14 protein-coding genes and 1 tRNA gene are annotated in these 12,998 nt (G+C 71.7%); 12 read left to right on the forward strand and 3 right to left on the reverse strand.

The features are described 5' to 3' along the window. The first annotated feature begins 53 nt into the window (after positions 1-53). Positions 54-1,088 (forward strand): LacI family DNA-binding transcriptional regulator, encoded by a 1,035-nt coding sequence (locus tag OIE49_RS31950; RefSeq protein ID WP_100570099.1) that lies wholly within the window; start codon positions 54-56, stop codon positions 1,086-1,088. Between the two features lie 15 nt (positions 1,089-1,103). Here the strand turns inward: OIE49_RS31950 and OIE49_RS31955 are convergent, their stop codons facing one another. Then, on the reverse strand, positions 1,104-1,448 hold the full coding sequence (locus OIE49_RS31955; RefSeq protein WP_326805328.1) for a cupin domain-containing protein: 345 nt from the start codon (positions 1,446-1,448) through the stop codon (positions 1,104-1,106). 221 nt (positions 1,449-1,669) lie between these two features. On the opposite strand from OIE49_RS31955, the gene OIE49_RS31960 reads away from it, so the two are divergent. The 6 genes from OIE49_RS31960 to OIE49_RS31985 all read left to right on the forward strand — a co-directional run bounded on the left by OIE49_RS31960 (position 1,670) and on the right by OIE49_RS31985 (position 7,440). After that, a complete protein-coding gene (locus OIE49_RS31960) occupies positions 1,670-2,320 on the forward strand; it encodes a GntR family transcriptional regulator (protein ID WP_100570101.1) in 651 nt (216 codons plus the stop codon). A 59-nt stretch (positions 2,321-2,379) separates the two neighbouring features. Further along, complete coding sequence (locus tag OIE49_RS31965) at positions 2,380-3,168, forward strand: PIG-L deacetylase family protein (RefSeq protein ID WP_326805329.1); 789 nt, start codon at positions 2,380-2,382, stop codon at positions 3,166-3,168. Then, positions 3,165-3,875, forward strand: coding sequence for a 4-carboxy-4-hydroxy-2-oxoadipate aldolase/oxaloacetate decarboxylase (locus tag OIE49_RS31970; RefSeq protein WP_326805330.1), 711 nt, complete (start codon positions 3,165-3,167; stop codon positions 3,873-3,875). Before OIE49_RS31965 ends, OIE49_RS31970 begins: the two co-directional genes overlap by 4 nt. Further along, a complete protein-coding gene (locus OIE49_RS31975; RefSeq protein ID WP_326805331.1) occupies positions 3,872-4,993 on the forward strand; it encodes a 4-oxalomesaconate tautomerase in 1,122 nt (373 codons plus the stop codon). Before OIE49_RS31970 ends, OIE49_RS31975 begins: the two co-directional genes overlap by 4 nt. Next, the gene (locus OIE49_RS31980) at positions 4,974-5,924 is read left to right on the forward strand and encodes a catechol 2,3-dioxygenase (protein WP_326805332.1); all 951 of its coding nucleotides are present in this window, start codon (positions 4,974-4,976) and stop codon (positions 5,922-5,924) included. The genes OIE49_RS31975 and OIE49_RS31980 overlap by 20 nt, the downstream gene beginning before the upstream one ends. A 190-nt stretch (positions 5,925-6,114) precedes the next feature. Next, the gene (locus tag OIE49_RS31985) at positions 6,115-7,440 is read left to right on the forward strand and encodes an MFS transporter (RefSeq protein ID WP_326805333.1); all 1,326 of its coding nucleotides are present in this window, start codon (positions 6,115-6,117) and stop codon (positions 7,438-7,440) included. A gap of 33 nt (positions 7,441-7,473) precedes the next feature. Here OIE49_RS31985 and OIE49_RS31990 read toward each other — a convergent pair whose 3' ends face one another. Both OIE49_RS31990 and OIE49_RS31995 read right to left on the reverse strand, forming a co-directional pair. Further along, the gene (locus tag OIE49_RS31990; protein ID WP_326805334.1) at positions 7,474-8,316 is read right to left on the reverse strand and encodes a helix-turn-helix domain-containing protein; all 843 of its coding nucleotides are present in this window, start codon (positions 8,314-8,316) and stop codon (positions 7,474-7,476) included. 163 nt (positions 8,317-8,479) lie between these two features. Beyond that, the gene (locus OIE49_RS31995; protein WP_326805335.1) at positions 8,480-8,917 is read right to left on the reverse strand and encodes an SH3 domain-containing protein; all 438 of its coding nucleotides are present in this window, start codon (positions 8,915-8,917) and stop codon (positions 8,480-8,482) included. A gap of 195 nt (positions 8,918-9,112) precedes the next feature. Between OIE49_RS31995 and OIE49_RS32000 the strand changes: the two genes are divergently transcribed. From OIE49_RS32000 to OIE49_RS32020, 5 genes are all read left to right on the forward strand, one after another. Continuing rightward, the gene (locus OIE49_RS32000; RefSeq protein WP_100570109.1) at positions 9,113-9,637 is read left to right on the forward strand and encodes a MarR family winged helix-turn-helix transcriptional regulator; all 525 of its coding nucleotides are present in this window, start codon (positions 9,113-9,115) and stop codon (positions 9,635-9,637) included. Between the two features lie 76 nt (positions 9,638-9,713). Beyond that, positions 9,714-10,349 (forward strand): SRPBCC family protein, encoded by a 636-nt coding sequence (locus OIE49_RS32005; RefSeq protein WP_326805336.1) that lies wholly within the window; start codon positions 9,714-9,716, stop codon positions 10,347-10,349. 75 nt (positions 10,350-10,424) lie between these two features. Further along, positions 10,425-10,498, forward strand: a tRNA-Pro gene (locus tag OIE49_RS32010). Positions 10,499-10,645: 147 nt separating this feature from the next. Beyond that, positions 10,646-10,822 carry an SDR family oxidoreductase gene (locus OIE49_RS32015; RefSeq protein ID WP_326806379.1) on the forward strand — a complete coding sequence of 59 codons (177 nt, stop codon included), beginning with the start codon at positions 10,646-10,648 and terminating at the stop codon, positions 10,820-10,822. 117 nt (positions 10,823-10,939) lie between these two features. Then, complete coding sequence (locus OIE49_RS32020) at positions 10,940-12,859, forward strand: ABC transporter ATP-binding protein (RefSeq protein ID WP_326805337.1); 1,920 nt, start codon at positions 10,940-10,942, stop codon at positions 12,857-12,859. The last annotated feature ends 139 nt before the right edge of the window (positions 12,860-12,998 follow it).

A 12,998-nucleotide genomic window follows, 5' to 3' on the forward strand; every position in this document is an offset into this window, starting at 1 on the left:
ACCAGCGGCGAGCCATCAAAAACCCCTCAAGGACCTTCCCGAGGAGCCAGCGCATGGGCCACCCCTTCCCGATCCGCGAGATAGCACGTCAGGCCGGGCTGAGCGAGGCCACCGTCGACCGGGTGCTCAACGGTCGCGGCGGCGTGCGGGAGAGCACCGCGGGGGAGGTGCGCCGGGCCATCGCCGACCTCGACCGGCAGCGCACCCAGGTCCGCCTCGTGGGCCGCACCTTCATGGTCGACATCGTGATGCAGGCGCCCGAGCGGTTCAGCACCGCCGTACGTGCCGCCCTGGAGGCCGAACTGCCGTCCCTGCACCCGGCCGTGGTGCGCTCCCGCTTCCACTTCCGCGAGACCGGCCCGGTACGGGAGCAGGTCGCCGTCCTCGACCGGATCGCACGACGCGGCTCGCAGGGCGTGATCCTCAAGGCCCCGGACGTCCCCGAGGTCACCGAGGCGGTCGGCCGGCTGGTGGCGGCCGGCATCCCGGTCGTCACCCTCGTCACCGACCTGCCCACCAGCGCCCGGCTCGGCTACGTCGGCAGCGACAACCGGGCGGCGGGCGCGACGGCCGCGTACCTGATGGGCCAGTGGCTCGGCGACCGGCCCGGCAATGTGCTCACCAGCCTCAGCAGCGGCTTCTTCCGCAACGAGGAGGAACGCGAGATGGGCTTCCGCGGCGCCATGCGCGCCCGTCACCCCCGGCGGGCCCTGGTGGAGATCGCCGAGGGGCAGGGCCTGGACGCCACGCAGTACGACCTCGTGCGGGCCGCCCTGGAGCGCGATCCGGAGATCCGCGCCGTCTACTCGATCGGCGGCGGCAACATCGCCACTCTGCGGGCCTTCGCCGACCTGGGCCGCGAGTGCGCGGTGTTCATCGCCCACGACCTCGACCAGGACAACACCCGCCTGCTGCGCGAGCACCGCCTGTCCGCCGTGCTCCACCACGATCTGCGTCAGGACCTGCGGGAGGCCTGCCACCTGGTGATGCGGGCCCACGGCGCCCTGCCGCCCGCCGGACCGACGCTTCCGTCGGCGATCCAGGTGGTTACCCCCCACAACATGCCGCCGCACCCGACGGCCGGCTGAACTCTCCTGCGGGCCTCACAGGTTGATCGCGTAGGCCTTCCGCAGCGTCTCGTGCACCGTCCACGTCGTGCGGTCGCCCTCGCGCAGCACCGCCAGGTCGCCCGGGCCGACGCGCAGGGTCGGACCGCCCTCGACCTCGATAGTCGCCGAGCCGCTGATCACCACGAACAGCTCGTCCGCCTCGGTGTCGGTGACGACCCCGGGCGTGATCTGCCAGATCCCGCGGACCTGCCGGCCGTCCGCCGACTTCCAGACCACCTTGCCGGTCACCTCGGGCGTCCCGGAGACGATCTGCTCCGGTTCGAGCGGCTCGGGCACGAGGTCGGCGTCGGGGACATGCAGAACGAAACTGTGCGTCATGCCGCGACCCTAGCCGGGGCGGACGGCGCCGGAAGGCCGACAGGGTGTAGGGGATCGGCCCTGGTCCGGGGACACTTCGTCGCTTCCGGCGGCGGCGCGGCCCGGCACGTGCGGCCGGCACCCGAGGGCCGGTTCCCGCGCGGCGATATGACCAACAAAATTGTTGACAATCCTGTCTCGCTAGATTTAGGTTCGACAGGCACTCACTCAGGGAGGGCGCAATGCCGAACCAAGCCGGTCCGAGCAGCGGGGAGCAGGCCAAGCAGCATGCGCTCACGCGGCTGCGGCAGGCGATCCTGCACGGCGAGATGGCACCGGCCCAGCGGCTGGTGGAGAACGAACTCGCCGAGCAGTTCGGTGTGACACGGGCCAGCATCCGCGCGGCGCTGATCGATCTGGAGGCCCAGGGCCTGGTCGAGCGGATCCGCAACCGGGGTTCGCGGGTGCGGGTGGTGACAGTGGAGGAAGCGGTCGCGATCACCGAGTGCCGCATGGTCCTCGAAGGGCTGTGCGCGGCCAAGGCGGCCGTCGCGGCGAGCGACGAGCAGTTGTCAGAACTCGTGGACCTCGGCACGGCGATGGAGAAGGCCGTGAAGGAGGGCGAGCCGGTCACCTACTCCGACCTCAACCACGAACTGCACGCCCGGATCCGGGAGTTCTCCGGCCAGCGCACGGCCCTGGAACTACTGGAACGACTCAACGCCCAACTGGTGCGGCACCGATTCCAGTTGGCGCTGCGGCCAGGACGTCCGCAGCAGTCCCTGAGCGAGCACCTGGCCATGATCGAGGCGATCGGGGCCAGGGATCCGCAGGCGGCCGAGGCGGCCGTCCGCGCCCACCTCACCAGCGTGATCGACGCGTTGCGCGACTGATACGCCGCACGACCGCCGCGGGGTGGTGGGCGCACCTGTCCACCAAGGAGATATGAGCAATGACGCACGCGGGTGCGCAGACCCCCAAGCCCTCGACTTCGTTCGAGCAAGGGGGACCCCCATCCCCACGGTCGACACTCGTCGTCACCGCGCACGCCGGGGACTTCGTGTGGCGGGCGGGCGGAGCGATCGCCCTGGCCGCCGCACGCGGTGAGAAGGTCACCGTCGCGTGCCTGACCTTCGGCGAGCGCGGCGAGTCGGCCAAGGCCTGGCGCGAGGGCCGGAACCTGGAGGAGATCAAGGAGATACGGCGCGCGGAGGCCGAGCAGGCCGCCGCCACCCTCGGCGCCGAGGTCCGCTTCTTCGACGCCGGCGACTATCCCCTCGTGCCCACCGCCGAGTTGACCGACCGGCTCGTCGCCCTCTGCCGCGAGACCCAGCCCGACGTGGTCCTCACCCACCCGGTGGAGGACCCGTACAACGGCGACCATCCGGCCGCCAACCGGATGGCCCTGGAGGCCCGCGTACTCGCCCAGGCCATCGGCTATCCCGGTTCCGGCGAGATCATCGGCGCACCGCCCGTCTTCTACTTCGAGCCGCACCAGCCCGAGATGAGCGGCTTCCGGCCCGAAGTGCTGCTTGACATCACCGAGGTGTGGGAGACCAAGCGCAAGGCGATGGAGTGCCTGGGCGCCCAGCGGCACCTGTGGGACTACTACACCGACCTCGCCGTCCGCCGCGGCGTCCAGCTCAAGCGCAACGCCGGTCCCAACCTGGGCCTGCCGCACAAGACCATGGCCGAGGCCTACATGCGTCCCTACCCGCAGGTCACGAAGGAGCTGGCATGAGCGGCGTGATCGTCACCGACCCGCCGAAGGCCGACGCCGAGGACGTACGGGCGCTCGCCGGGTACGGCGTGGCCACGGTCCACGAGGCCCTGGGCCGTACCGGTCTGCTGCCGGGGCGCCTGCGCCCGGTCCAGGAGGGCGTACGGGTCGCCGGAACCGCCGTGACCGTGCTGTCCTGGCCCGGCGACAACCTCATGATCCACGCCGCCGTCGAGCAGTGCGGCGAGGGCGACATCCTCGTCGTCACCACCACCTCGCCGTCCACCGACGGCATGTTCGGCGAGCTGTTCGCCACCGCGCTGAAGCGGCGCGGGGTGCGCGGCCTGGTCATCGACGCGGGGGTCAGGGATGTCGCCGAGCTGCGCGGGATGGGCTTCCCCGCCTGGGCCGCCGCCGTGTCCGCGCAGGGCACCGTGAAGGCGACCGGCGGCTCGGTCAACGTTCCCGTGGCGATCGGCGGCCAGGTGATCCGGCCCGGCGACGTGATCCTCGCCGACGACGACGGCGTGGTGGCCGTACCGCGCGAGCAGGCCCGGCGGGCCGTCGCGGCGTCCGAGGCGCGGGAGGCCAAGGAGGCCGCCTCCCGGGCCGCCTTCCAGGACGGCCAACTCGGCCTGGACCGCTATGGGTTGCGCGACACCCTCGCGAAGCTCGGCGTGACCTGGCAGACGTACGACGACCATGTGCGGGACGGAGCCGGGAAGTGACCGCTGCCGACGGGGTCCGCTGCGCGCTCCTGCGCGGCGGCACCTCCAAGGGCGCGTACTTCCTGGCCGAGGACCTGCCCGCCGACCCCGCCGCCCGCGACGACCTGCTGCTGCGGATCATGGGCAGCCCCGACCCGCGCCAGATCGACGGCCTCGGCGGCGGCCACCCGCTCACCAGCAAGGTCGCCGTGGTCTCCGCCTCCGCCGGTCCGGAGACGGACGTGGACTACCTGTTCCTCCAGGTCGCCGTGGACCGAGCGGAGGTGACCGACCGTCAGAACTGCGGCAACATCCTGGCCGGAGTCGGGCCGTTCGCCGTCGAACGCGGGCTCGTGCCCCCGGGGGACGGCGAGACCTCGGTGCGGATCCGGATGCGCAACACCGGGGAGTCGGCGGTCGCCACCTTCCCCACCCCCGGCGGACGCGTCGACTACACCGGCGGCGCCGCGATCTCCGGGGTGCCCGGCACCGCGGCCGCGGTACTGATCGAGTTCCCGGCCGCCGGCCGCCCGTTGCTGCCCACCGGACAGGTCCGGGACACGATCGCCGGTACGGAGGTGACGTGTGTGGACAACGGCATGCCGACCGTGCTGATCCCCGCCACCGCGCTGGAGGTCACGGGCTACGAGGAGCCGGGGGAGCTGGAGGAGAACCGCGAACTGGCGGGCCGGCTGCGGGAGATCCGGCTGGCGGCCGGCCCGCTGATGGGTCTCGGCGACGTCGGCTCCGCCACCGTGCCCAAACTGAGCCTGCTGGCGCCGCCCCGGAACGGTGGCGCCGTCACCACCCGTACCTTCATCCCGGTGCGCTGCCACACCTCCATCGGTGTCCTCGGCGCCGCGAGCGTGGCGGCGGGGCTCGCCCTCCCCGGCAGCGCGGCCGAGGGCATCGCACGCCCACCCGCGGCGGGCCACCGTACGCGCATCGAACACCCCACCGGATTCCTGGAGATCGACACCGACGTCGTACCCGGCACCGGTGACGCCCCTCCCGTCGCCCGCCGCACCGCCGTGATGCGCACCGCGCGCAAGATCTTCGACGGCGCGGTCTTCCCCCGCCCGGCCGCCACCACCCCCGCCCGACCCTCTGGAGGCAACGATGGCTCCGCCCCTTCGTGACATCGCCCATATCGGCCACGCCCAGCTGTTCACCCCGGACCTGGACGCCAGCGTCGCCTTCTTCACCGACTACCTCGGCCTCACCGTCAACGAGCAGCACGGCGACACCGTCTACCTGCGCACCTTCGACGACTACGAGCACCACAGCCTGGTGCTCACCGCCCGCGACCGGCCGGGCCTGGGCCGGCTCGCCCTGCGGACGTCGAGCGACGAGGCCCTCGAGCGCCGGGTGAAGGCCATCGAGGAGGCGGGCCGCCCCGGCCACTGGGTCGAGGACGAGCCGGGACTGGGCAGGCTGTACGTCACCACCGACCCGGACGGGCACGAGCACGCGCTGTACTGGGAGAGCGAGCACCATCGGGCCCCCGAGGAGCTGAGGCCCGCCCTGAAGAACCAGCCCCAGGCCAAACCCAACCGGGGCGTGGGCGTGCGCCGCCTGGACCACGTCAACTTCCTCGCGGCCGACGTGCTCGCCAACGCCGAGTTCCAGGAACAGGTGCTGGGCGCCAGGCCCACCGAGCAGATACGCCTGGACTCCGGCAGGATCGCGGCCCGCTGGCTCACCTTCACCGACAAGTCCTACGACGTCGTCTACACCGAGGACTGGACGGGTTCGAGCGGCCGGCTGCACCACATCGCCTTCGCCACCGACACCCGCGAGGACATCCTGCGCGCCGCCGATCTAGCCATCGACAGCGGCGTGTTCATCGAGACCGGCCCGCACAAGCACGCCATCCAGCAGACGTTCTTCCTCTATGTCTACGAACCGGGCGGCAACCGCGTCGAGTTGTGCAACCCGCTCACCCGGCTGGTGCTGGCGCCGGACTGGCCGCTGATCACCTGGACCGAGGCCGAGCGGGCCAAGGGCCAGGCCTGGGGCCTGCGGACCATCGAGTCCTTCCACACCCATGGGACCCCGACGGTCGGCTGAGGCCGCGGAGGGGACGAGCGCGGGGCCGCACACGGTGGTGCGCGGCCCCGCGCTCGGTTCCGGCGCCGCGCCCGGAGGACCCGACCACGCAGCCGCGGCCAGATTGTCGCTGAGATTGTTGACAAAAACGTTGACTACTTTTCCCGGGCTCCTTAGCGTCTAGCGCACCCACGTACGAGAGGTAACAACGATGTCCTCCTCCACCGCCCTGTCCGGGCGCGGCAGCAGACTGGCCGCGCTGGTCGTCGGCCTGTGCTGGCTGGCCGTGCTCTTCGACGGCCTCGACATGTTCATCTACGGCTCGGTGCTGCCGCACATGCTGGAGCAGAAGGCCCTCGGGATCACCCCCGGCCAGGCCGGCGACCTCGGCAGCTACGCCACCTTCGGCATGCTCGTCGGCGCGCTGACCGCGGGCACGGTCGCCGACCGGATCGGCCGCAAGAAGCTCATGGTCTGCTGTGTCGCGCTCTTCTCCCTGGCCTCCGGCCTGTGCGCGGTCGCCGGCAGTGTCACGGTGTTCGGCCTGGGCCGGACCATCGCGGGCGTCGGCCTCGGCGGTCTGCTGCCCACCGCGATCAGCATGGTCACCGACTACGCTCGGGGCGGCCGCGGCGCCCTCACCGTCGGCGCCCTGATGACCGCCCACCACGCCGGGGGCATCCTCTCCGCCTACGTGGCCAAGTGGCTCGTCGAGCCCGTCGGCTGGCGTGCCGCGTTCTGGGTCTGCGTGGTCCCGCTGCTGTTCGTGCCGGTGCTCGCCAAGGCCATGCCGGAGTCGCTGAGCTTCCTCGTCGCCAAGGGCCGCGCCGACGAGGCCCGCGAACTGGCCGCCCGCTACGAGGTGGAACTGCCCGCGGCGCCCGCCCGCAAGGAGGGCGCCGACCGCTGGGCCGCCCTGGCCGGGCTCTTCCGCGGCGGGGAGTGGACCCAGACCCTGCTGTACTGGCTGGCCTCCTTCGGCGGTCTCCTCCTCGTCTACGGTGTCGCCACCTGGCTGCCCACCCTGATGCGCGGCGAGGGCTACAACCTGGGCTCCGCGCTCACCTTCGTCGTCCTGTTCAACCTGGGCGGCATCGTGGGCATGCTCGTCGCCGGCCGCGCCTCCGACCGCTTCGGCGCCCCGCGCATCTCCGCGATCTGGTTCGCGCTGACCGCCGCCGGAGTCTTCCTGCTCAGCGTCCACATGCCGCTGGCGCTGACGTTCACGGTGGTCTTCCTCACCGGCGTGTTCCTCAACAGCGCGCAGACCATGATCTACGCCACGGTCTCCCTCCGCTCCAGCCCCGGCAACCGCGCCACCGCCGTCGGCTGGACCTCCGGCATGGGCCGCTTCGGCGCCGTCTTCGGTCCCTGGCTCGGCGGCCAGCTGCTGGCCGCCGACCACGGCTCCTGGGGCTTCACCGCCTTCGCCCTGGCCGGCGTCTCCTCCATGGTCTTCATCGGCATCGCGGCCCTGCGCACTCCGAAGCGCCCCGCGCCGAGCGGCTCCCACCAGGACCTCCTGGCCGCGAGCTGACGCCGCCGCCCCTGGCGTGGGGCGGGGCGGCCGTCACGGGTGGACAGGCGCGTCGGGGCCCAGGCCGGTGCAGGCCAGCTTCCCCTCGACCTCGGCGCAGGCCTCCACACCCCGTGGCGAGGAGACGCCGAGCATGGGGCTCGTGTCGCCGCTGGTGTCGCCCGCGGCGTAGGTGGCCGACAGGACGTTCCCGCCCATCCGTACGGAGATCTCCCGGGCGACCGCGCCCCGTACCCGTACCTGGGACCAGACGGTGCGGCAGGAGGGCGAGTACCGCAACCGCACGGTGTACGACGCGCCGGACACGGCGCTCTGGGTCCGCGCGTCCCCGGCGCAGGCCGAGGCGTCGGGCAACTCCCCCTGGCAGGAGGCGCCGTGACAGCGTGGCGCCGCCACCACCACCCGGGCGCCCGCCGGCCTGCCGGGGGAGGACATGAGGAGCGGCGCGGCCATCGCGGTGACCGCGGCCGGCAGGACGAGAACCGTCAGCAGCGGCAGCCGACCCACCCACGCCGGCCGGGACCCGGACTGAAACCGGGGCCTGGAACCGGACCGGTGCGGGGACTCGGGCCCGGATGCGCGCCCTGGGCCGGACTCCGGATCGGGGCCGGTCCCGGCGGCCGCGGAAGGGGCCGCGCCGACGGCGTCCCACAGGGCCAGTGCCGGGTCGGGATCGGCGCCCGAGAGCCGTGCCAGCGCCTCCACGGCCGAGCGGGGCGGGTGCTTGGCCCCGGTCAGATAGCGGTGCCAGGCGGACTTGCTGTACGGAGTGCGCGCGGCCAGGGCCGCCAGGCTCAGACCCGTACGGTCCCGCAGCTCGCGCAGGGCTGTCGTCAACTGCCCGGGTGACGCTGCCGTTCCTTGGGGTTGCCGCATGCTGCTGCTCCCGACTCCGTTCCCGCTTTGGGCGTTTCGCCCCGGTTGTCGGGATGGTTTCCCGGGGTGAGGTCATCGACACACCTCGAGCCGACGGCCCGTCCGGGAGCGTGCTGCTCCCGGACGGGCCCGGCCGGTCACCTCGACCATGCCTGACGGTGCGTCAGCACCAGGGCAGGGTGTTCCGGACCCGCACGTAGCGCGCGGAGACGTAACCCCGTGCGTGCGCGAGGCGGTACCACTGCCGAGTGCCGCCCACCCGGGACCCGTGCGTGCGGCACTTCAGTGCCACCAGGCGGTGTGCGTGCCGGGCGCCGACCACCCGGTACCGGGTGCCGGGGCCGGAGCGGACGTTCAGCGCCCGGTGGTGCGTGACCACACGCCCGAGGGAGTGGATCGAACGGTGGTGCGTCGCCCACCGGTTGACGTGACCCGCCGGCTGGGCCGGCTCGGGCAGCAGCGAGGGGAGCAGGTGCGAGGCGGCCGCCGACACGGCCGGGCGCGAGCCGGGACCGGCCGGGGCGGCGTCGGCCGCCGTCGGCACGAGCGCGAGCGCCGCGACCGTGGCCAGCACACCGCTGGTGAGGGTCCGTCGGATCATGGAAACCTCCGGGCTGTCGTTCCTGTGGTCACGCGGTCGTGATCACATGCCGCCCAGCGTTTCCGTGCCGCACCCCCGCGATGCCGTCCCCGTGTCCCTGGGACGGCGGGGACGTCCCGGGGACGCGGGCGCGGCGCCCCGGGCGGCGCGCAGCAATTTGCTTGAGTAAGGCAATGATATGGTAAAGTTGCCCGTATGGTCACTCCATCGTTGCCCACCGGACCCGTCTCGCCCGAAGTGGCCGAGATCGAGCGCGCCCTGATGCGCATCACCTACCTGGGTACACGGGCCCGGCAGCACGAGAGGCTGATGAGTCTGGCGGGTGTGCCGCTGGACCGGGCGGCGGTCGCCCTGCTGCGGCAGATCGCCGACTGTGAGCCCCAGCGGCCGGGGGAGCTGGCCAACCGGCTGGGCGTGGAGGCCTCCCATGTCACCCGCACGGTGCAGCAGCTGGAGCGGTCGGGCCATGTGACCCGGATCCCCGACCCCGACGACCGCCGCGCCCAGCGCATCCAGCTCACCGACCTCGGCAGGGACGCCATCGCCCGCGTCCGGGAGGCAGGAGCCCGCGGTATGGAGGTGGCCCTGGCCGACTGGTCCCCCGAGGACCTGCGCCGGCTCGCGACACTCTTCCACCGCATGGTCGACGACTTCCTCGTCTACGCCCAGCACGTCGACAATGAACAGGAGACCGCCGAGGCGTCCCGCCGCACCCGCTGACGCACCGGCCACCGAGTCGGCCGACGGGACGCCCGAACGCCGGCCGCGCGATGACGACCACCCCCGAGGAGCACCCATGATCGACGTGACCCAGCAGATCGACGCCGTACACCGCCGGGTCGGCCGCCGTGCCTTCAAGGCGGCCGAGGCCCGTGTGGTCACCGTGAGCCAGGACTACGACGCCCCGGTCGAGGACGTCTGGGACGCGTGCACCAACCCCGAGCGCATCCCGCGCTGGTTCCTCCCCGTCACGGGTGAACTCCGCCTGGGCGGCCACTACCAGCTCCAGGGCAACGCCGGCGGCACGATCGAGCGCTGCGAACCGCCCGAGAGCTTCGCCGCCACCTGGGAGTACGGCGACGAGACGAGCTGGATCGAGCTGCGCCTGAGCGCGCGGGAGGGCGGCGGCACGCGCTTCGAGCTGGACCACATCTTCCACATCGACGACGCCAAATGGGGCGAGTACGGGCCCGGCGCGGTCGGGGTCGGCTGGGACATGATGCTCATCGGCCTGACCCTCCACCTGTCGAGCGGCTCTCAGGTCGACTCCGGAGAGGCCATGACCTGGATGGGCTCCGAGGATGGCCGCCGGTTCATCGCCGAGAGCAGCGAGGGGTGGTACGAGGCCAACGTCGCGAGCGGCGAGGAACCGGCACACGCACGCGCGGCCGCCGGCCGCACCACCGCCTTCTACACGGGCGCGGAGGGATAGCCGCAAGTCGGCCGCACCCGCCCGCGTAAGGTAGGGTTCACCTGCGCGTTCGGACGAACCACCACACGAACGCAACGGGACGTGGCGCAGCTTGGTAGCGCACTTGACTGGGGGTCAAGGGGTCGCAGGTTCAAATCCTGTCGTCCCGACTGGAGACAGTCGCAGATCAGGGCCGGTTTCGGAGACATCCGAAACCGGCCCTTGGTCATTCTTGGGTACCAGTTGGCGACCGGCGTGCTTGACCAGGGTCAGCGGGTCATGACGTTCGGGCTCCGCTCCCCAGGGCAGCCTCAGCCATCGTCCGGCCAACTGCCGGGACGCCTCCCGCCACGCAGGAGGCCGGCCGCGTCCCGCTCGGTCGCCGCGGCGAACCGCATGAGATCGCCACCTGGATCCTGCGCCTGGCCGACCCCGACTCCACCTGGCTCACCGGCCAGATCCTCACCGTCGACGGCGGCCTGGAGCTGACGTAGCACCCGCTGCGTACGGTGAACGCAGCGGTGTCCGGTTCTCGCCGTTCCGCGTTAAATGCCTGGACTGGGAGGCTCTGTGGACGGGAGACTTCCGACTTCCGAACCTCCGGGAGTGTGATGGGGACAACAGATACGCGAGGGCCGACGCCGGGCAGGAGCGCGGTCGTTCTGGCACTACGCCTCTACGGCCGGGAACTGCTGCGACTACGACTGCTGGCCCTGCCCGCGCTGCTGTTGCCGGCCGTGGGCAACATCGGCATCCGCTACGTCGCCCCCCTGCTGATCGCCAAACTGGCAGGACTGGCCGCCGGCGACGGTGGTCTCACCCTCAGCTCGGCGCTGCCGTACGTGCTGGGCTTCGGCGTGACGCTGCTGCTCGCCGAGACGCTGTGGCGGATCGGGCAGCACTGCCTGAACCGCGTGGACGCCCTCGGCATGGAACACCTGTACGTGAGCGGCATGGACGAACTCCTCGCCAAGGACGCGGCATTCTTCCACGACAACTTCTCCGGCTCCCTGACCAAACGGGTGCTCAGCTTCGGCAAGCGCTTCGAGGACTTCGTCGACACGGTGACGTACCGGATCGTGGGCAGTCTCGTCCCCCTGGTGTTCGGTGCCGTGGTGCTGTGGAGCTACGAACCGATGCTCGTCGCCGGCCTTCTTGTGATGATCGCGCTGACCGTGGTGGCCGCGACGCCTCTGATCCGCCGCCGGCAGAGGCTCGTCAACGACCGTGAGGCGGCGATCGCCCGGGTCTCCGGCCACGTCGCCGACAGCCTCACGAACATGGAGACCATCCGGGCGTTCGCGGCCGAGCGGCGGGAGGCCGACGAACACCGCAGCCGCGTCGCGGACTCCCGGCGCCTGACGCTGAGGTCGTGGGACTACGGCAATCTGCGCGTCGACACCCTGGTCGCCCCCATGTCCGTGCTGACCAACGTGCTGGGTCTGTTGGTCGCCATCGCCTTCGGTGGCTCGGGCCAGGGAGTCGAGGAGATCGTCGTCGCTTTCACCTACTACTCCAACGCCACTCAAATCATGTTCGAGTTCAACCAGATCTACCGGCGTCTGGAAAGCTCGATGACCGAGGCCGCGCAGTTCACGGAGCTGCTGCTGGATCCGCCCACCGTGCTCGACCCGACGAATCCCGAACCGCTCTTACCGCGGGACACGGGCATCCGCTTCGAGGCGGTGACCTTCGCCCACGCGGGTGCGCAGCCGATTTTCCAGGGGCTGGACCTGGATGTGCCCGCAGGCGCACGGATCGGTCTGGTCGGCAGGTCCGGCGGCGGCAAGACCACGCTCACCCGGCTCCTGCTGCGGATGTCGGACATTGACGACGGACGCGTCCTGATCGGTGGTCAGGACATCAGCCGGCTGCGTCAGAGCGACCTGCGCTCACTGATCGCCTACGTCCCGCAGGAACCCGCCATGTTCCACCGGAGTCTGCGGGACAACATCGCCTTCGCCCGGCCCGGCGCCACCGACGAGGAGATCCGCGCGGCGGCCGCGGCCGCGCACGTCACGGAGTTCGCCGACCAACTCCCTGACGGCTTCGCCACTCTGGTGGGGGAGCGGGGAGTCAAGCTCTCGGGCGGCCAGCGCCAGCGCGTCGCCCTCGCCAGGGCCATCCTGCGCGACGCCCCGATCCTGCTGCTCGACGAGGCGACCAGCGCGCTGGACTCGGAGAGCGAGTTCCTCGTCCAGGACGCCCTGTGGCGGTTGATGGACGGACGTACGGCCCTCGTGGTCGCCCACCGCTTGAGCACTGTCGCCGGTATGGACCGTCTCATCGTCCTCGACCGCGGCAGTGTCGTCGAGCAGGGCGCCCACAAGGAACTGCTCGCGGCGGACGGTGCCTACGCCAAGCTGTGGCAGCACCAGTCGGGCGGCTTCCTCGGCGAGAGCACCGAGTCGGCCCTCGTAAGCCCGGTCCCGGAAGCCGGTCCCAGCGGGCTGCCCGGACCGGCCGACCCGGCACCGGACGGGGGCCGCAGTACGTCGTCGCACGCTCGTACGAGCACCGGGCCCACGTGACCGAGTCGGTTCCCGGACCGACGGTGGTCATCCACCGTCGCGCGGACGAACTCGATCACTTGTGTCCCTGAGCGCAGGCCCGCCCCCACCTCACAGGTAAACCGATCGGTTTCCATGGTGGGAGCGAGGTTAACCTCTC

It is taken from the genome of Streptomyces sp. NBC_01788, assembly GCF_035917575.1.
In the GTDB taxonomy this organism is placed as follows: Bacteria; Actinomycetota; Actinomycetes; order Streptomycetales; family Streptomycetaceae; genus Streptomyces.

Coding starts and splice junctions, on each gene's coding strand:
- OIE49_RS32005 (WP_326805336.1), top strand. CDS start 9,714: ATGATCGACGTGACCCAGCAGATCGACGCCGTACACCGCCGGGTCGGC.
- OIE49_RS31995 (WP_326805335.1), bottom strand. CDS start 8,917: ATGATCCGACGGACCCTCACCAGCGGTGTGCTGGCCACGGTCGCGGCG.
- OIE49_RS31985 (WP_326805333.1), top strand. CDS start 6,115: ATGTCCTCCTCCACCGCCCTGTCCGGGCGCGGCAGCAGACTGGCCGCG.
- OIE49_RS31965 (WP_326805329.1), top strand. CDS start 2,380: ATGACGCACGCGGGTGCGCAGACCCCCAAGCCCTCGACTTCGTTCGAG.
- OIE49_RS31955 (WP_326805328.1), bottom strand. CDS start 1,448: ATGACGCACAGTTTCGTTCTGCATGTCCCCGACGCCGACCTCGTGCCC.
- OIE49_RS31990 (WP_326805334.1), bottom strand. CDS start 8,316: ATGCGGCAACCCCAAGGAACGGCAGCGTCACCCGGGCAGTTGACGACA.
- OIE49_RS31950 (WP_100570099.1), top strand. CDS start 54: ATGGGCCACCCCTTCCCGATCCGCGAGATAGCACGTCAGGCCGGGCTG.
- OIE49_RS31970 (WP_326805330.1), top strand. CDS start 3,165: ATGAGCGGCGTGATCGTCACCGACCCGCCGAAGGCCGACGCCGAGGAC.
- OIE49_RS32000 (WP_100570109.1), top strand. CDS start 9,113: ATGGTCACTCCATCGTTGCCCACCGGACCCGTCTCGCCCGAAGTGGCC.
- OIE49_RS31980 (WP_326805332.1), top strand. CDS start 4,974: ATGGCTCCGCCCCTTCGTGACATCGCCCATATCGGCCACGCCCAGCTG.
- OIE49_RS31960 (WP_100570101.1), top strand. CDS start 1,670: ATGCCGAACCAAGCCGGTCCGAGCAGCGGGGAGCAGGCCAAGCAGCAT.
- OIE49_RS32020 (WP_326805337.1), top strand. CDS start 10,940: ATGGGGACAACAGATACGCGAGGGCCGACGCCGGGCAGGAGCGCGGTC.